This is a genomic window from Actinoplanes sp. NPDC051851 (assembly GCF_040681165.1).
Lineage (GTDB): Bacteria > Actinomycetota > Actinomycetes > Mycobacteriales > Micromonosporaceae > Actinoplanes.
This window is the reverse complement of record NZ_JBFAYF010000001.1, coordinates 1-17,693: the sequence shown is the minus strand read 5'-3', so window position 1 is coordinate 17,693 and position 17,693 is coordinate 1. Positions and strand designations below refer to the sequence as shown.

The 17,693-nt window shown below is 72.1% G+C and carries 18 protein-coding genes; 16 read left to right on the top strand and 2 right to left on the bottom strand.

Annotated features, from left to right (window positions below; translation table 11 throughout):
- The first annotated feature begins 73 nt into the window (after positions 1 to 73).
- From folB to AB0M08_RS00060, 7 genes are all read left to right on the top strand, one after another.
- On the top strand, positions 74 to 448 hold the full coding sequence (folB, locus tag AB0M08_RS00090) for a dihydroneopterin aldolase (RefSeq protein WP_364485856.1): 375 nt from the start codon (positions 74 to 76) through the stop codon (positions 446 to 448).
- Positions 445 to 972, top strand: coding sequence for a 2-amino-4-hydroxy-6-hydroxymethyldihydropteridine diphosphokinase (folK, locus tag AB0M08_RS00085; protein WP_364485853.1), 528 nt, complete (start codon positions 445 to 447; stop codon positions 970 to 972). The genes folB and folK overlap by 4 nt, the downstream gene beginning before the upstream one ends.
- Entirely contained in the window at positions 969 to 1,484 is a 516-nt protein-coding gene (locus AB0M08_RS00080; RefSeq protein WP_364485850.1) for a DUF3180 domain-containing protein, read from the top strand. The genes folK and AB0M08_RS00080 overlap by 4 nt, the downstream gene beginning before the upstream one ends.
- Positions 1,485 to 1,640: 156 nt before the next feature.
- Positions 1,641 to 2,846, top strand: a complete 1,206-nt coding sequence (locus tag AB0M08_RS00075) for an ABC transporter permease (RefSeq protein ID WP_364485847.1) — start codon at positions 1,641 to 1,643, stop codon at positions 2,844 to 2,846.
- 4 nt (positions 2,847 to 2,850) lie between these two features.
- A complete protein-coding gene (locus tag AB0M08_RS00070; RefSeq protein WP_364485845.1) occupies positions 2,851 to 3,144 on the top strand; it encodes a hypothetical protein in 294 nt (97 codons plus the stop codon).
- Positions 3,145 to 3,202: 58 nt separating this feature from the next.
- Positions 3,203 to 3,694, top strand: coding sequence for a hypothetical protein (locus AB0M08_RS00065; protein ID WP_364485842.1), 492 nt, complete (start codon positions 3,203 to 3,205; stop codon positions 3,692 to 3,694).
- Between the two features lie 233 nt (positions 3,695 to 3,927).
- Positions 3,928 to 5,871 (top strand): hypothetical protein, encoded by a 1,944-nt coding sequence (locus AB0M08_RS00060; RefSeq protein WP_364485839.1) that lies wholly within the window; start codon positions 3,928 to 3,930, stop codon positions 5,869 to 5,871.
- Between the two features lie 7 nt (positions 5,872 to 5,878).
- On the opposite strand, the gene AB0M08_RS00055 is transcribed toward AB0M08_RS00060, so the two are convergent.
- Entirely contained in the window at positions 5,879 to 7,003 is a 1,125-nt protein-coding gene (locus AB0M08_RS00055; protein WP_364487076.1) for an NADH-quinone oxidoreductase subunit D, read from the bottom strand.
- Between the two features lie 134 nt (positions 7,004 to 7,137).
- On the bottom strand, positions 7,138 to 8,085 hold the full coding sequence (locus AB0M08_RS00050; protein ID WP_364485836.1) for an SAM-dependent methyltransferase: 948 nt from the start codon (positions 8,083 to 8,085) through the stop codon (positions 7,138 to 7,140).
- 205 nt (positions 8,086 to 8,290) lie between these two features.
- On the opposite strand from AB0M08_RS00050, the gene AB0M08_RS00045 reads away from it, so the two are divergent.
- The 9 genes from AB0M08_RS00045 to AB0M08_RS00005 form a co-directional block, all read left to right on the top strand.
- Entirely contained in the window at positions 8,291 to 9,208 is a 918-nt protein-coding gene (locus AB0M08_RS00045) for a Rossmann-like and DUF2520 domain-containing protein (RefSeq protein WP_364485833.1), read from the top strand.
- Positions 9,205 to 10,038, top strand: a complete 834-nt coding sequence (panC, locus tag AB0M08_RS00040) for a pantoate--beta-alanine ligase (protein WP_364485830.1) — start codon at positions 9,205 to 9,207, stop codon at positions 10,036 to 10,038. Before AB0M08_RS00045 ends, panC begins: the two co-directional genes overlap by 4 nt.
- Positions 10,039 to 10,282: 244 nt before the next feature.
- Entirely contained in the window at positions 10,283 to 11,149 is an 867-nt protein-coding gene (locus AB0M08_RS00035) for a septum formation family protein (RefSeq protein ID WP_364485827.1), read from the top strand.
- 61 nt (positions 11,150 to 11,210) lie between these two features.
- On the top strand, positions 11,211 to 12,857 hold the full coding sequence (locus tag AB0M08_RS00030) for an L-aspartate oxidase (RefSeq protein WP_364485825.1): 1,647 nt from the start codon (positions 11,211 to 11,213) through the stop codon (positions 12,855 to 12,857).
- Positions 12,854 to 13,711, top strand: coding sequence for a carboxylating nicotinate-nucleotide diphosphorylase (gene nadC / locus AB0M08_RS00025; RefSeq protein WP_364485822.1), 858 nt, complete (start codon positions 12,854 to 12,856; stop codon positions 13,709 to 13,711). Before AB0M08_RS00030 ends, nadC begins: the two co-directional genes overlap by 4 nt.
- 123 nt (positions 13,712 to 13,834) lie before the next feature.
- Positions 13,835 to 14,593 (top strand): type III pantothenate kinase, encoded by a 759-nt coding sequence (locus AB0M08_RS00020; protein ID WP_364485819.1) that lies wholly within the window; start codon positions 13,835 to 13,837, stop codon positions 14,591 to 14,593.
- 58 nt (positions 14,594 to 14,651) lie between these two features.
- The gene (gene lysS / locus AB0M08_RS00015; RefSeq protein ID WP_364485816.1) at positions 14,652 to 16,160 is read left to right on the top strand and encodes a lysine--tRNA ligase; all 1,509 of its coding nucleotides are present in this window, start codon (positions 14,652 to 14,654) and stop codon (positions 16,158 to 16,160) included.
- 107 nt (positions 16,161 to 16,267) lie between these two features.
- On the top strand, positions 16,268 to 16,624 hold the full coding sequence (locus AB0M08_RS00010; protein WP_364485813.1) for an Lsr2 family protein: 357 nt from the start codon (positions 16,268 to 16,270) through the stop codon (positions 16,622 to 16,624).
- Positions 16,625 to 17,019: 395 nt separating this feature from the next.
- Positions 17,020 to 17,693 (top strand): Clp protease N-terminal domain-containing protein (locus AB0M08_RS00005; RefSeq protein WP_364485810.1); only part of this gene is annotated, 674 nt, incomplete at its 3' end.

Genomic DNA, 17,693 nt, shown 5'->3' with positions numbered 1-17,693 from the left:
CCCGAGCCCGGGCAGACTCGGGCCCCGGTCGTACGCGAAGGAAGTCGTAGGCGAAGGAAGCAGGGGGAGAAGAGTGACCGGACGGATCACGCTGACCGGACTCCGCGCACACGGCCGGCACGGCGTCTACGACTTCGAGCGCGAGCAGGGGCAGGACTTCGTCGTGGACGTGGCCTTGGACCTCGACCTGTCCCGGGCCGTGGCGACCGACGACGTCGCGGAGACCGTCCACTACGGCGAGCTGGCCGGGAGACTCGTCGAGGTGCTCACCGGCGAGCCGGTCAACCTGCTGGAGCGCCTCGCCGACCGGCTGCTCGACGTCTGCCTGGCCGACGTCCGGGTGGCCGCCGCCGAGGTCACCGTGCACAAACCGCAGGCGCCGATCCCGCACGAGTTCGGCGACGTCTCGGTCACCCTGCGCCGCGAGCGGGCGGGAGCGGGCACGTGAGCCGGGCGGTCCTCTCCATCGGCAGCAACCTCGGCGACCGCGCCGAGCATCTGCGCGCCGTCGTGGCCCTGCTCGGGGGCAGTCTCGTCCGGGTGTCCGGCGTCTACGAGACCCCGCCGTGGGGCGACACCGAGCAGCCGCCGTACCTCAATGCGGTGATCATCGCGGAGGACGCGGCAGCCACCCCGCACGACTGGCTGGATCGCGCCCGGGCCTGCGAGGCGGCCGAGGGGCGCGTGCGCGACCCGGAGCGCCGCTTCGGACCGCGCACCCTGGACGTCGACGTGATCACGGTCTGGGACGCCGACGGCAGGCCGGTGCGCAGCGGCGATCCGGAGCTGATCCTGCCGCACCCCCGCGCCCACCTGCGGGCCTTCGTGCTGCGGCCGTGGCTGGACGTGGCGCCCGACGCGGCGCTGCCCGGATTCGGCCCGGTCGCCGCGCTGCTGGCCGCGCCCGAACTCGCCGCCGACGTCGCCGGAATGACGCCCCGCCCGGATCTGTCGCTAGAGTCGGGTGTGTGAGCGCCAACCCCGAAGGCCGTCCGTCCGACCCGTCACTGCGGCCGACGAGCATCTCGGCGCTGGTGGTGGCCGCCCTGGCCGGCGCGGCCGTGGGCTGGCTCCTGATCAGCTACTCCTTCTACAGCCTGACTCCGCTGCCCTGGACGGCCGCGGTGGTCCTGGCCGCGCTCGCCATCGCCGAGGGCTACCTCGCGCAGAACACCACCGCCCGGATCCAGCGCAGGCCCGGCCATCCGCGGGTCAACCCGCTCGCGGTGGCCCGGTACGCCGCGCTGGCCAAGGCCTCCTCACTGGTCGGCGCGCTCACCGCGGGCTTCTCCGCCGGGCTGCTCGCCTGGCTCGTGGTGGAGCCGACCGACGCCGCGAAGTCGGACATCCCGACCGTGGGCACCACGCTCGTCACGGCGGCCGCCCTGATCGGCGCCGCGCTCTGGTTGGAGCGCTCCTGCCGCGTGCCGGACGACCCGGACCGGCAGGACGGCGACCTGAACCGCCCCTCCGGACAGCGCTGACCTCGACGGAGACCGATGCGTGGGAGCGGGCCGCCGCAGCTCACCGTTCGCGTGGTGAACTGAGACCGTCTCGTGTCCGTATGCTGTGCGGCGGGCGAATCCCATCGGAGTAGCGTGCGCCTCGACCGCTGGTGGAGGCGTTAGGAGGCGCGGACCATGGCGTACGACGAGACGACCTTCCGCAGTCAGGGCGAGACCGATCCGGCCGCCTACCGGCGCCGCGTGCAGTACGACGAGGGCACCACCGGCAACCTGGCCCCGGCCACCACCGGCAGCCTCCCCGGGGGCCCGGACGACGGCCGCGACCGCCTCGGCATCCACCTCGGATGGGAGGTGGTGCTCCTGCTCGCCGCCGCCGCGATCGGCTTCCTGCTCTACCGGGAGGACTCGGCCGCGCTCCAGCGCCCGGCGCTCGACGCGCTGCTCGTCACCGGCGCCGCGGTCGGCCTGATCACGCTCGCCGGCGGCCTGTCGCTACGGGCCGGCGTGCCCAACCTGGCGATCGGCCCGATCGTGCTCGCCGCCGAGTTCCAGTTCGCCGAGAACGGCGACAAGGGCATGCTCCAGGCGCTCGTCCCGGCCCTGATCATCGCGGCCGCCGGCGGCCTGATCGTGGCCGCGATCGTGCTGGTGCTGCACGTGCCCGGCTGGGCCGCCACGCTCGCCGCCGGTCTCGGCGTGGTCGTCTTCGACCAGTTGCGGGTGGCCGCGGTCGCGGTGCAGGGCGACTGGGACCCGACCGACAAGGCGTTCCTGCTCTTCGGTGGCTTCGCGGTGCTCGCCATCCTCGGCGGCGGCCTCGGCGCGATCGGCCCGGTCCGCCGGTTCGTCGGCCGGATGCGCCCGACCGGCGACCCGTCCCGGCGCCGTGGCGGCATGGTCGCCGTCCCGGTGATCCTCGCGCTGGTCGGCTCCTCGGTCTTCGCGGCCGGCGCCGGCGTCATCATCGCCGGCCAGTCCACCGCCCCGATCCGCCCCGGCACCGGCCTGGAGTGGACCGGCATCGGCATCGGCCTCGCGATGCTCGCCGGCACCAGCGCGTACGGCCGTCGCGGCGGCATCTTCGGCACGCTCTTCGCCGTGGTCGCGCTGACCCTCTTCCTCGACTACCAGACCCGCCGGGACCTGGACATCGCACTCTTCGCCATCGCGGGCGCCGTCTTCGGCGCCGGCCTGATCGTCACCCGCCTGGTCGAGACGTACGGCCGCCCGCTCCCCGCCGGTGTCGGCGAGGACTGGAACGCCGCGGCCTCGAACGGCACCGCCTGGTCCCCGACGCTCCCCGAGACCTGGAGCACCCCGGCCGCCCCACCGGCGCGCAGTGATCGTTGGGACGACGGCCCGTGGGGCACCGCGCGCTGAACGTATGCTTTCCGGCATGACCTCGCCCACCTTCGCCGAACTGGACGCCCTGAGCACCGACGAGCTGCGGGAACGCGCTTTCGCCAAGGCCCGTGAGCACCACGACGTCAAGTTCTTCTGGTCGGTACTGCGGCACCTGCCGGACGCGGACGAGGCCGCCGGCCTGGACGGCGCGCCCCACTCGATCGGCCCGACCGTCGACGAGGCGGTGGCGCTCTGGCGCGAGCTCGCCGGTCGTGATCTCGGCGAGCAGGAGCCGTTGTTGCGCGCCGCCTTCATCGACTACCTGAGCAGGTAGCGGCAGGTAGTGACGCCCGTCGTTTGAGAGCGTGGCCCCGCAGGGAATATGCGGGGCCATGGCTCTCGGGAATCGCTACAAGACCGCACCCGGTGCGGGCACTCTCGCCGCATTCATACTCGTCCTCGTCTTCGGTAGCCCCTGGTACGGCGACTGGGTCGCCGATAACACCGACGCCGGTACGGCCGGCGGCTGGTGGCTCCGGCTGCTGCACTGGCCGAGCTGGACCTTCGACACCTCGGACTCGCTGCGCGACGTGATCGTCGGCGACCTCAAGGCGATCCTGCTCGTCGTGCTCACCGCCCTCTTCCTCTACCTGCTGCCCGGCTCGCAACTGGCCCGGGCCCGCGGCACCATCAGCCAGTTCTTCGCCGGCTGGGCGTCGTACGTCTTCGCGGGCGGTTTCGCCGCGCTGCTCGCCACCCTCTTCCTGACCAACCCGTCGCTGCTCGGCGCGTTCAACGCGGCCGGCAACGGCGCCGCGTACGGCCTCTTCGTCGGCTGGATCATCGGTCTGGCCTCGCTCGGCGGCTGGCGCGGCACCCGCTGACCGGTGTGGCCGTTCGCACAGGCCCCGCCCGGGGGCCGGCGGCACCGGCGGCCGGTGTGGCTGTTCGCACAGCCGAACCGGCGTTCTCACAGCCCTTCCCGGTCCGGCACCGGGCCGGTTCACAGGCCTGGCTGACTCTCAGGGGTGTATCCCTGGTATTGATACACCCCTGAGGGCCGGCCGGGCCCTTCGTCGGTTTCGTCGCAGACGCACTCTCGGTAACATCTGCCCCCATGCCGGAACGGGACTCACAAGCGGGACACAGTGCACGCCTGCTCCGCGGCCTCGTCTGGGCGGGGGTGGTTCTCGCCCCGCTCGCGGCCGCCGTCGTACTGCTGGGCGGCAACTCGGGCTCGGTGCGCTTCGCGGTGTTGCTGATCGCGGTCAGCGTGGTGCTGATCGGCGCATCGGTGCTGATCCGCAGCGATCCGGTGCTGCTCCGGATGGACGTCGAGGACCGTGTCGCCGAGGAGGTGGAGACGCTCCGCCGCAAGCTGATGGCGGAGATCTCCGAGCGCGTCGCCGCCGCTCCGGTCGTGCCCGCGCCGCTCGGCCCGGATGCGTCCCGCCCGCCGCACCCGCAGCGCCAGCCCGGCGGTCGCGCTCAGGTCGGCCCGCCGCCGGCGAGCCCCGATGGCTACGCTCCGCAGTTCGACAACGACGTACAGCAAGGTTACTTCGGTCCCGACCAGAGCCAGGGCTTCGCGCAGGCCGAGCAGAGCCAGTCCTTCGGAGCCGGTGCGGGCTTCGCCTCGGTCCCGGGCCCGCAGCCGGTCTCCGGCGGCCAGGCCCCCGGCCGCGCCTCGGTTCCGCAGCCGGCCGTCTACGGCGGTGGTGGCGGTGGCGCCGAGCCCGGCTACGACGGCGAGGGCTACGAGGAGCCGGGCTACCCGGACCAGGCATACCAGGAGCCGGGCTTCACCGAACCGGGCTTCAACGAGCCGGGCTACCAGGATCAGGGTTACCCGGACCGGCAGTACCACGAGCAGGGCTACGACGAGCCGGGCTACGAGGACCAGGGTTACCAGCCCGATCAGGGGTACGCCCCGGCCGACCAGTACGACGAGTTCGCCCAGCCGGCCCCCGCCCCCGCCCCCGCTCAGAACGGTCGCGCCGCCGTCGCCGGCAGCGCCCGCCCGGTCTCCGCGGGCCGCGCCCAGCAGCCCGTCCCGCCGCCCGGCGCGGGTAGTGCCCGCCCGGTCTCGGCCGGTCGTGCGCAGGCCGCCGCCTCGATCCCCGGCCCGGGTGGTCCGGCCGGTCCGCCGATGGGCCCGCCGAACGGTCCGCCGATGGGGCCGATGAACGGTCCGCCGATGGCCCGGCCCGGCGCTCCGATGGGCCCACAGGGCGCTCCGCCCGGTCCGCCGATGGGTGGGCCCCAGGGTGCTCCGATGGGTGGGCCCCAGGGCGGTCCGATGGGTGGACCGGGTGGGTCCCAGGGCGCTCCGATGGGCGGTCCGATGGGTGGACCGCCGCCGATGATCGCTCCGCCCGGCTCGCACCCGATGGGTGGCCCGGCCGGTCCGCCGCCGATGGCGATGCCGCCCAACGGTCAGGTTCCGCGTCAGCGCGGTGGTGCGGCGGTGCCGCTGCCGCCCGCGCCCGGCACCCCGCCGCAGGCCCGTGCCACGGTGGCCCCACCGCCCCCGCAGGGCCCCGCCCGCGCCGTGGTCAACCCGACCCCACCCCCGGGGCCCGGTCGCGCCTCAGCGGCCCCGTCCGGCCCGCCGCGTGCGGCCGCCCAGGTGCGGCCCGGTCCGGCGGTCTACGGCGGCGGTGCTCCGGACGGCGGCTACGAGGCCGGTCCGGGGTACGACCAGAACAACGGCTACGACGCCGGCGGCTACGACTACGACCAGAACGCCGACTACGACCAGAACCCCGGGTACGAGCAGAACCCCGGGTACGAGCAGAACACCGGGTACGAGCAGAACACCGGGTACGAGCAGAACACCGGGTACGAGCAGAACGGCGGGTACGACCAGAACGGGTACGACACCGGCGAGGAGTACGGCTACGAGCAGGACAGCGGTGGGTTCGATCCGGCCGGACGCACCGGCGGGGACTCGGGGCAGTACAAGGCCCGCCGGCACCGCCCGTCCGCCAACGACACCAACGTCGGCAGCCTGGAGGACTTCGCCAACCTGCCCGGTTACCCCGGCAACGGGAACTGGTGACCGGCCGCTACTTGTCGATGTCCCCGACCACGAAGAACATCGAGCCGAGGATGGCGATCAGGTCGGGGACCAGGCAACCGGGGATCAGCGTCGCCAGGGCCTGCACGTTCGCATACGACGCCGTCCGCAGCTTCAGCCGCCACGGTGTCTTCTCGCCCCGGGAGACCAGGTAGTACCCGTTCACGCCGAGCGGGTTCTCGGTCCACGCGTACGTGTGCCCCTCCGGCGCCTTGACCACCTTCGGCAGCCGCACGTTGACCGGGCCGCCGATCCGCTCCACCCGGTCCAGGCACTCGTCGACCAGGTCGAGGGAGACCCGGACCTGCTCCAGCAGCACCTCGAACCGGGCGTGGCAGTCGCCCGCCTCCCGGGTCACGACCGGCACGTCGATCTGGTCGTAGAAGAGGTAGGGCTCGTCGCGGCGTACGTCGAAATCCAGGCCACTCGCCCGCGCGACCGGCCCCGAGGCGCCGAAGGCGGCGGCGTCGGCCGCCGAGAGCACCCCCACGCCCACCGTGCGCGCCAGGAAGATCTCGTTGCGCCGGATCACGTGGTCCAGGTCGGGCATCCGCCGCCGGACCGCCGCGACCGCCTGCCGGGCCCGCCGGGTCCACCCGGCCGGGACCTCCTCCTTCAGCCCGCCGACCCGGTTGAACATGTAGTGGATCCGGCCGCCGGAGACCTCCTCCATCACGGTCTGCAGCGTCTCCCGCTCGCGGAAGGCGTAGAACATCGGGGTGATCGCGCCGATCTCCAGCGGGTACGACCCGAGGAACATCAGGTGGTTCAGCACCCGGTTCAGCTCGGCGAGCGCCATCCGCAGCCAGACGGCCCGCTCCGGCACCTCGATGCCCATCAGCCGCTCGACGGCGAGCACCACGCCGAGCTCGTTGGAGAACGCCGACAGCCAGTCGTGCCGGTTCGCCAGCATGATGATCTGCCGGTAGTCGCGTACCTCGAAGAGCTTCTCGGCGCCGCGGTGCATGTAGCCCACGATCGGATCGCAGGCGATCACCCGCTCGCCGTCCAGCGTCAGCTTGAGCCGCAGCACGCCGTGCGTCGACGGATGCTGCGGCCCGATGTTGAGGACCATGTCCGCGGTCTCCAGCCCGGCCCCGGTCCCGACCACCATCTCGCGCGCGCCATCCGTCACTCACGCATCGTCGCACGGCACCTTTCCGGTACGCGTGATCCGGCGCCTCGGCTCGTGCTCCGGACGCCGGTCGCCGGGCCACGTCGCGGCCCCGGACGACCTCCGTACCCGGGCTAGAACGGCGGGAGGTCCACCCCGATCGGGTGCCAGAGCCACCAGTGGTCGCCCAGCCCGCCCGTGGCGATCAGTTCGGCGGCCGCACCCGCCGTCGACAGTGCGCGCAGGTACCCTGCCGGATCCGTGCTCGCCAGGGCCAGCGGCGGCCGTGCCCCGTCGACGCCGAGTGCCCGCAGCGCCTCCCGCTGCCGGACCAGCCGGTACGGCCCCCCGGCCGCCGCCGCCACCGAGTCCATCGCGACGTGTGCCGTGACGTCGCAGCTTCCGTCCGGGACCGGCGGGACCTGACGTCCGTCCCGGTACCCGGTCAGCGTCCCGAACGGCGGCCGCTCGGCACTGCGGTGTCCGTAGTCGACACAGAGCGCGGCACCGCGGCGCACCCGGTCCACCGCGCCCGCCCAGGCCGCGTCCCGGGTCGCGCCGATCTCGATCCGCCCCGGGCCCGGCCACCACCGGCCGGCCCAGAACACCTCGGCCGGATCCGCCGCCCCGCCGAGCGTCTCCACTCCGGTCTCCCGGTCCACCAGGACCTTGCGCGGCCGCCCGTCGCCGTCCGTCTCGATCACGTCCAGCGGCACGTTGTCCAGCCATTCGGTGGCGACCAGCAGCCCGGTGATCCCGTCCGGTACCTCACCGCGCCACTCGATCCGGCTCGCCGGCCCGTCCGGCCGTCCGGCCCGCTCCACCGCGACCGCCCGGACCCGCCCGGCCAGGTCGTCCGGCAGCAGGGCGAGGAGTGCCGTCAGCAGTTCGCCACGCCCGGCGCCGACATCGACGACGTCGAGGCGCTCCGGCCTCCCGAGGGCCGCGTCGACGCGTTCGACGATCCTCGCGATCGCCACCGCGAACAGTCCGGACGCGTGGACGCTCGTCCGGAAATGATCGCCCGGGCCGCTCTCCCGGCGTACAAAGAATCCTTTCTCTCCATAAAGCGCGTCTTCCATCGCATCTCGCCACCCACCCCCACCCATCCGGTCACCCTATGCACTCCGGTCCCCGCGGAGCCGCCCGCGCGGACTCAGGGGTGGGCGAGACCGGACGAAAGGGAACGGGGAGCGGGCGGTGCGGTTGTTCACACGCGGTTGCTACACGCGTGTTACGGCGGCGCATACTGGCGCTCGACCGGTACCCCGAACGAGGACTGGATCCATGAATGCGTTGACTGTCGGCGTCGTGGGCGCCGGGCGGGTCGGTGCGGTGCTGGGCGCGGCGCTGAACGCCGCCGGGCACCGGGTGGTGGCCGCGGCCGCGGTGTCGGGCGCCTCGCGCGAACGCGCCGCCCGGTTGCTGCCGGAGGCCGCGATCCTGCCCGCCGACGAGGTGGCCCGGGCGGCCACCGATCTGCTGCTGATCTCGGTGCCGGACGACGCGATCGCCGGCGTGGTCGCGGGACTGGCCCGGACCGGGGCGCTGCGGCCCGGGCAGGTGGTGGCGCACACCTCCGGCGCGCACGGGCTCGAGGTCTTCGGCGCGGTGGACGGCATGGCCCTGCACCCCGCGATGACCTTCACCGGCGCGGACGCCGATCTGGACCGTCTGCCCGGCATCGCCTGGGGGGTGACCGCGCCGGACCGGGTCTTCGCCACCCGGCTCGTCGCCGACCTCGGCGGTGTGCCGGAGTGGATCGCCGGCGGGCAGCGCCCGGTCTACCACGCGGCGCTCGCCCACGGTGCGAACCACCTGGTCACGCTCGTGAACGAGGCCGCCGACGTGCTCCGTGCGGCCGGGGTCGAGCAGCCGTCGCGGGTGCTGGAGCCGCTGCTGACCGCGGCGCTCGACAACGCCCTGCGGATGGGCGACGCGGCACTGACCGGACCGGTCTCCCGCGGGGACGCCGGCACCGTCGCCAAGCATCTGGCCCGGATGCCCGCGGACGCGGTGCCCACCTATCTCGCGATGGCCCGCCGTACCGCGGACCGGGCCATCGCCTCCGGACGCCTGCGCTCCCAGGACGCCACCGCCCTGCTCGACGTCCTCGCCCACGCGACGCCGACCGCGCCCACGACGACCGCGCCCACGACGACCGCGCCCACGACGACCGCGCCGACCACCGGGAGTGCCGCATGACCGTTCTGGTTCACACCCGGGACGAGCTCTCCACCGCCCTGGACAAGGCCTCCGGTGAGATCGCGGTCGTGATGACCATGGGCGCCCTGCACGAGGGGCACCGCCACCTGATGCGGGTCGCCCGGGAGCGCGCCGCGTTCGTCGTGGTCACCATCTTCGTGAACCCGCTCCAGTTCGGGCCGCACGAGGACTTCGAGAAGTACCCGCGCACCCTCGACGAGGATCTCGCCGCCTGCCGGGACGAGGACGTCACCGTGGTCTGGGCGCCGAGCCGGGACGACGTCTACCCGGGCGGACCGCCGTCGATCACGATGAATCCGGGCCCGCTCGGCGAGATCCTGGAGGGCGCCAGCCGCCCCGGGCACTTCTCCGGGATGCTCACGGTGGTCGAGAAGCTGCTCCGGCTCACCCGCGCCGGCGTGGCCTACTTCGGCGAGAAGGACTTCCAGCAGCTCGCGCTGGTCCGGCGGATGGCCCGCGATCTGGAGCTGGGCGTGGAGATCGCGGGAGTGCCCACCGTACGGGAGAAGGACGGTCTCGCCCTCTCCAGTCGCAACCGCTACCTCTCGGCCGATCAGCGCCGGTCGGCGCTGGTGCTGTCGCGTGCCCTGCACGAGGGCGCCGCACACCACGACCCCGCGTCGGTCCTGGCCGTCGCTCACCAGACCCTGGCGCAGTTCCCCGACGTACGCGTGGACTACCTGGAGTTGACGGGCCCCGATCTCGGCGCGGTGCCGGACGAGGGCCCGGCCCGTCTGCTGGTGGCCGCCAGGGTCGGCGCCACCCGCCTCATCGACAACGTCCCGGTGCTGCTCCGCCCGCCCGCCTGACGCTCCACCCGCCGTCTCGCCCGCCACCGACGCGTGGCGAGAGGCTGCGCGGGAACCCGGGCGGGATGGTCCGCGGGCCGGCCGGTGGGAAGTTTCGGGAACGTGGCCGGGGAGTGCCGAGATCACCTTATGATCGATAAATCGGACATCGGCGGCGTGCGGGAGGCACCGGCTCATGCGACACCGGCTGCGTTCCCGATGGCTGTCCACGCGTCGACTCGGGGTCGTCACGCTCGTCACGCTGATGTTGGTCAGCGCGGGCTGCGGCAACGGTGGGGACATCGACGGCGACCTCACCAACGACTGGAACGCGATGGCGCCCGCGACCGGGTTCGAGCCGATGGCCGAGACCTGTCACCTGGCGAACTTCGCGGTCGCCGGCCCGCGGGCCACCTATGAGGAGGTCGACTGCGGGGTCCGGCACCGGACCGAGACGGTCTACGTGGGCACCTACACCGGGGCGGCCTCCGACGGTGAGCAGCCGCCCGCGGAGACGTCGGCGGCGGCCCGGGTGGCGTACCGGAGCTGTGACGCCAAGACGACCGAGTACGTGGCCGGGCCGTGGCGTGCCGCGCGGCTCTGGATCGGGGTGACCCACCCGTCGCCGGCGGCCTGGAGCGGGGGCTCCCGGTGGTTCCGGTGCGAGGTGGTCGAGCTCGACTCGATCGAGGACAACGGTGCCCTGGCCGAGCGGGAGGGCAGCCTGCGCGGGGCCCTGGCGACCGCGTCCGACCTGTCGCTCACCTGCTACGCGATCAAGCTGGACGCGAGCGGGGCGATCGACACGATGCCGCCCGCGGCCTGTACCGACCAGCACAACGCCGAGTTCACCGGGGTGTGGGACGCGCCCGAGGGCGCCTCGTACCCGAAGGGGGACGCGGCCTGGGAGGAGTTCCACGCCGGCTGCCGGGGCGTGGTGGCCGACTTCGCCGCGGTGCCGGACGACAAGAACCTGCAGTACCGGACCGGAGTGGTGTCGCTGCCCGGCAACTCCGACGTCTGGGCGCAGGGCGACCGGGGCGTGCGCTGCTACCTCTGGCTGGACGGCGCGAAGCTGACCTCGTCGCTCAAGGGCAAGGGCGTGAAGTCCCTCCCCGTCCAGTACAAGTAACGATTGCCACTGATGGTGCCCCCGCCGTGACGCAATCGCGAGGGCGGAGTGTACTGACCTGATGTCACCTCTCGCGGACCTTCCGGCGCTGCCCCGCCGGCTCGCCGCCGCCGAGCCCGGCTGGACCGAGACCACCGACGTCGTCGTGGTCGGCTCCGGCGTCGCCGGCCTCACCGCCGCGCTCTACCTGCGCGAGCAGGGCCTGCACGTCACCGTGGTCACCAAGGTCAATATCGACGACGGCTCCACCCGCTGGGCGCAGGGCGGGATCGCCGGGGTCCTCGACCCGCTGGACACCCCGCAGGCGCACGCGTACGACACCGAGATCGCCGGAGTCGGGCTCTGCGACCCGGATGCGGTGCGGGTGCTGGTCGAGGAGGGCCCGGCCCGGATCCGTGAGCTGATCCGCCGGGGCGCCGAGTTCGACCGGAACCCGGACGGCTCGCTGATGCTGACCCGGGAGGGCGGTCACCGCGCCGACCGGATCGTGCACGCGGGCGGCGACGCGACCGGCGCCGAGGTGCAGCGCGCCCTGCACGCCGCGGTCCGCCGCGACCCGTGGATCCGGCTGGTCGAGCACGCCCTGGTGCTGGACCTGCTGCGCGCAGCCGACGGCCGGGCCTGCGGGATCACCCTGCACGTGCTCGGCGAGGGCTCGGAGGACGGCGTCGGCGCGATCCTGGCCCGCGCGGTGGTGCTGGCCACCGGCGGGATGGGCCAGATCTACGCGTCCACCACGAACCCGTCGGTCTCCACCGGGGACGGCGTCGCGCTCGCGCTGCGCGCCGGGGCCGAGGTGACCGACGTGGAGTTCGTCCAGTTCCACCCGACCTCCTTCGTGACCAGCGAGACGGACGCCGTCCAGCGGCCGCTGATCTCCGAGGCGCTGCGCGGCGAGGGCGCCCACCTGGTCGACGAGAACGGCGAGCGGTTCATGGTCGGGCAGCACGAGCTGGCCGAGCTGGCGCCGCGCGACGTGGTGGCCAAGGGCGTCTACCGGGTGCTGCGGGCGACCGGGGCGGACCACGTCTACCTGGACGCCCGGCACCTCGGCAAGGAGTTCCTGGAGGGCCGGTTCCCGACGATCGTGGCGTCCACCCGGAGCGCCGGGATCGACCCGGTCACCGACCTGATCCCGGTCGCGCCGGCCGCGCACTACGCCTCCGGCGGGGTCCGTACCGACCTGCGCGGCCGGACCAGCATCGCCGGGCTCTACGCCTGCGGCGAGGTGGCCTGCACCGGCGTGCACGGCGCGAACCGGCTGGCCAGCAACTCGCTGCTGGAGGGGCTGGTCTTCGCGAAGCGGATCGCCGACCACATCGGCGAGGAGCTGCCCGAGCGGGCCGAACCGGTCCGGATGAACATGACCCCGGCCTGGGTCGCCGACGCGGCGATCCGGAGCGAGGTGCAGCGCACGATGACCCGCGGGGCCGGTGTGCTCCGCACCGCCGACTCGCTGGAGACCGCGGCCAAGGAGCTGGGCCGCCTCGCCGAGCAGCGGGGTAAGCCGAACACCGCGGCCTGGGAGGCGACCAACCTGCTCACCGTCGCGACCGCGCTGGTGGCGTCGGCGACCAGCCGCCGGGAGACCCGGGGCTGCCACTGGCGTGAGGACCACCCGACCGCCGCCGACGAGTGGCGCGGGCACCTGTTGAACGCGATCGTCGCGAACGGCACCATGACCCAGACCTTCGAGGAGATGGCGTGACCGACCACGTGCTGGACCTCGCCGAGGTGGAGCGGGTCGTGTTCACCGCGCTCGCCGAGGACCTCGGCGACCCGCCGCGCGACGTGACCAGCGAGGCGACCATCCCGGAGGAGCAGGTGGACACCGCCGAGCTGGTGGCCCGTGCGGACGGTGTGGTGGCCGGCCTGCCGGTGGCCGCCGAGGTGTTCGCGGTGACCTCCCGGGGCCGGGCCGAGTTCCGGCAGGTGGCCGCGGAGGGCGACCGGGTGGTCCGGGGCGACGTGCTGGCCGTGGTGACCGGTCCGACCCGGGCGCTGCTCACCGGCGAGCGCACCGCGCTGAACCTGATGAGCCGGATGTCCGGGGTGGCCACCCACACCCGGAAGTGGGCCGACCGGCTGGCGGGCACCACGGCGACCGTGCTGGACACCCGGAAGACCACGCCGGGGCTGCGCTCGCTGGAGAAGTACGCGGTCCGGGTCGGCGGCGGCACCAACAAGCGCATGGGCCTCTACGACGTCGCGATGATCAAGGACAACCACAAGCTGGCGGCGGGCAGCATCACGGCCGCGTACCGGCTGGTCCGCGAGCGCTTCCCGGACGTGGCGGTGCAGGTCGAGGTGACCACCCTCGCCGAGGCCGAGGAGGCGGTGGCGGCCGGCGCCACGTTCCTGCTCTGCGACAACATGACCCCGGAGCTGCTCGCCGGAGTGGTCGCCGCGGTGGGCGGGAAGGCGGAGCTCGAGGCCACCGGGAACCTCACTCTCGAGACCGCTTCGGCGTACGCCGCGACCGGAGTGGACTACCTCTCCGTGGGCGGGCTGACGCACTCCTCGCCGATCCTCGACATCGCGATGGACCTGCGCACCGGGTGACACCGCCGGGGTACCGGGGCCGCGAACTCCTCGCTCGCGAGGGCGGGGCGGTCCCGGTGCTTCTGTGTGAGGTGTGGCGCGTACAGAATAAGGGTCTTGATAGTGATTCTTAGGGGCTGAACCGTGCTGCTTTGTATCGATATCGGTAACACCAACACGGTGCTGGCCACCTTCGACGGCGACAAACTGGTGCACAACTGGCGGATCAAGACGGATGCCGCCTCGACCGCGGACGAGCTCGGGCTGAAGATCCGTGGGCTGCTCGCCGGGGACGCCGTGGAGGTCACCGGCGTGGCCGCCTGCTCGACGGTGCCGGCCGCGCTGCGCAACCTGCGGACGATGCTGAAGCGGTACTACGGCGACCTGCCCAATGTGATCGTCGAGCCGGGCGTGAAGACCGGGGTGCAGCTCGCCATCGACAACCCCAAGGAGGTCGGCTCCGACCGGGTGGTCAACACGCTGGCCGCGCACACCCTCTACGGTGGGCCGTCGATCGTCGTCGACTTCGGCACCACCACGAACTTCGACCTGATCAGCGCGAAGGGCGAGTTCCTCGGCGGCGCCTTCGCACCCGGCATCGAGATCTCCTTCGACGCGCTCGCGGCCCGCGCCGCGCAGCTGCGCAAGGTGGAGCCGACCAAGCCGCGGTCGGTGATCGGCAAGAACACCGTCGAGTGTCTGCAGGCCGGGCTCTACTACGGCTTCGGCGGGCAGGTGGACCGGATCGTGGAGCGGATGATCGAGGAGATCGGCCCGGTCCGCGCGGTGATCGCCACAGGCGGGCTGGCGTGGCTGGTGAAGGACGAGTGCCACACGCTGACCGCGCACGAGCCGATGATCACGCTGATCGGCCTGCGGATGGTATATGAGCGGAACGTCTGAACACGGCTGAGTAGGCTTTCCTGGTCTCTTTACACCCCGCAGACCAGGAAGACGAGCCGTGACCGAGCAGAACACGCCAGCGACCGACCCCGCCGAGGATCTTCCCGAGCAGATGAAGGTCCGCCGGGCGAAGCGGGACCGGATGATCGCCGAGGGCGTGCCGCCCTACCCGGTCACCGTCGCCCGGACCACCTCCCTGGCCCAGATCCGCACGCAGTACGCGGAGCTGGCGACCGACACCGCGACCGGCGACCAGGTCGCGATCACCGGCCGGGTGATCTTCGTGCGGAACGGGGGGAAGCTCTGCTTCGCGACGCTGCGCGAGGGGGACGGCACCGAGCTGCAGGCGATGCTCTCGCTGGACCGGGTCGGCGCGGAGGGTCTGGAGGACTGGAAGCGCCTGGTCGACCTCGGTGACCTGGTCGCCATCGTCGGCGAGGTGATCACCAGCCGGCGCGGTGAGCTCTCGGTGCTCGCCGATTCCTGGGCGATGAGCGCCAAGGCGCTGCGCCCGCTTCCGGTTGCGCACAAGCCGCTTTCCGAGGAAACCCGGGTGCGGCAGCGTTATGTGGATCTCATCGTGCGGCCGCAGGCGCGGGATACTGTGCGTACTCGCGCGACGGTGGTGCGTAGTCTCCGTGAGTCGCTGTTCCACCGCAATTATCTCGAGGTGGAAACGCCGATGTTGCAGTTGCTGCACGGTGGCGCGGCGGCCCGCCCGTTTGTGACGCACAGCAACGCGCTCGATACCGATCTTTATCTGCGGATCGCGCCGGAACTGTTTTTGAAGCGGGCCGTGGTCGGTGGCATCGAGCGGGTCTTCGAGATCAACAGGAACTTCCGTAATGAGGGCATGGACTCCACGCACTCTCCGGAGTTCGCCATGCTCGAGGCGTATCAGGCGTATGCCGACTACGACGTCATGCAGGCGCAGGTCCAGCAGTGGATTCAGGAGGCCGCGCAGGCGGTGTCCGGTTCCCACGTGGTCACCCACTACGACGGCACCGAGGTCGACCTGGGCGGTGAGTGGGCCCAGATCACCCTCTTCGGCGCGATCTCCGAGGCGCTCGGCGAAGAGGTGACGATCGACACTGATCTGGAGCAGCTCCGGCGCTACGCGGAGAAGGTGCAGCTCGGTGTGGACCCCAAGTGGAGCGCCGGAAAGCTGGCCGAGGAGCTCTTCGAGCACCTGGTGCAGCACACCCTGCAGGCGCCCACCTTCGTCCGGGACTACCCGGAGGAGACCGCCCCGCTGACCGCGCCGCACCGGGAGACCCCGGGGCTGACCGAGAAGTGGGACCTGTACGTCGGCGGATTCGAGCTGGCCACCGCGTATTCCGAGCTCGTCGACCCGGTCATCCAGCGGGAACGTCTGCAGGCGCAGTCGCTGCTGGCGGCCGGCGGCGACGCCGAGGCGATGCAGCTGGACGAGGATTTCCTTCGGGCCATGGAGTACGGAATGCCGCCGAGCGGTGGCATGGGAATGGGAATCGACCGGCTCTTGATGGCGCTCACCGGCCTGGGCATTCGGGAAACGATCCTGTTCCCGTTGGTCCGCGCAGAGTAAGGTCTCCATCAATTATCGCCCCCGCCATTGACGGGTGATGTGCCCCTGGCGTTATTGTTCTTCCATTGCGTGGGAGAGAACACCTGTGTTCGGGAGGATAACGACGCGTGGCCAAGCAGATCATTCACAAGCTGGTCGATGACATCGATGGCGGCGACGCCGACGAGACCGTGAAGTTTGCGCTCGACGGCATTCAGTACGAGATCGACCTCTCGGAGAAGAACGCCGCGAAATTGCGGGAGGTCTTCGAGCCCTACCTCGGTGCCGGCACCAAGGTGGCGCGCGGTGGCGTCGTCGTCGGTGGCCGGGCTGCTCGTGGCCGGGGCGGCGCGACCGCCGACCGGGAGCAGAACAAGGCGATCCGGGAATGGGCCAAGAAGTCCGGCAAGGACATCTCCGACCGGGGCCGGATCCCGCAGGAGATCGTGGACGAGTTCCACTCCAAGGGCCCGGGCCGCGCCTGAGCCTCGGTGCCTGACGGCTGCGGTTCGCTCGTACGGCGGGCGAGCGGCGGCGCCCGCGGGAGAGTTGATGTCACAGGGTCCACGGCGTACAGCCGTGGGCCCTGTGCTCGTTGAGGCGTTCCCACGCTCACGAAACCGGGTTATCCACAGGGATGGGGGCGGTTGTCCACAGGCTGTGGATCGTGTGGATTTCGCTGTGCGCGTACTCGTTCGTGTAGGGGAAGAGCCGTTGAGCGTGCGAAGTTGGCTAAATCAACGTTGCGGATCGTTTCGAGGGGCTGCGAGGGCCCGGCGGAGCCCGTCAGCGGCGATAGAGTTACAGCACGGGCATCACCGATGCCCGTGCGCTGGCCCCGCCAGTTCATGGGCGCACGGCACGTGAGGAGCACGAGGGCATGTTCGAGCGGTTCACCGACCGAGCGCGACGGGTTGTCGTCCTGGCCCAAGAAGAGGCCCGGATGCTCAACCACAACTACATCGGCACAGAACACATCCTGCTGGGCCTGATCCACGAGGGCGAGGGCGTCGCCGCCAAGGCTCTGGAGAGCCTGGGCATCTCCCTCGAGGGCGTCCGGCAGCAGGTCGAGGAGATCATCGGCCAGGGGCAGCAGGCGCCGAGCGGGCACATCCCGTTCACGCCGCGGGCGAAGAAGGTGCTGGAGCTCTCCCTGCGGGAGGCGCTGCAGCTCGGGCACAACTACATCGGCACCGAGCACATCCTGCTCGGCCTGATCCGCGAGGGCGAGGGCGTCGCCGCCCAGGTCCTGGTGAAGCTCGGCGCCGACCTGAACCGGGTGCGGCAGCAGGTCATCCAGCTGCTCTCCGGCTACCAGGGCAAGGAGCCGGCCGCCGCGGGCGCCGCCACCGGCGAGGCCGCACCGTCCACGTCGCTGGTCCTCGACCAGTTCGGGCGCAACCTGACGCAGGCCGCCCGCGAGGGCAAGCTCGACCCGGTCATCGGCCGGGAGAAGGAAATCGAGCGGGTCATGCAGGTGCTGTCCCGGCGTACGAAGAACAACCCGGTGCTGATCGGCGAGCCGGGTGTCGGCAAGACCGCCGTCGTCGAGGG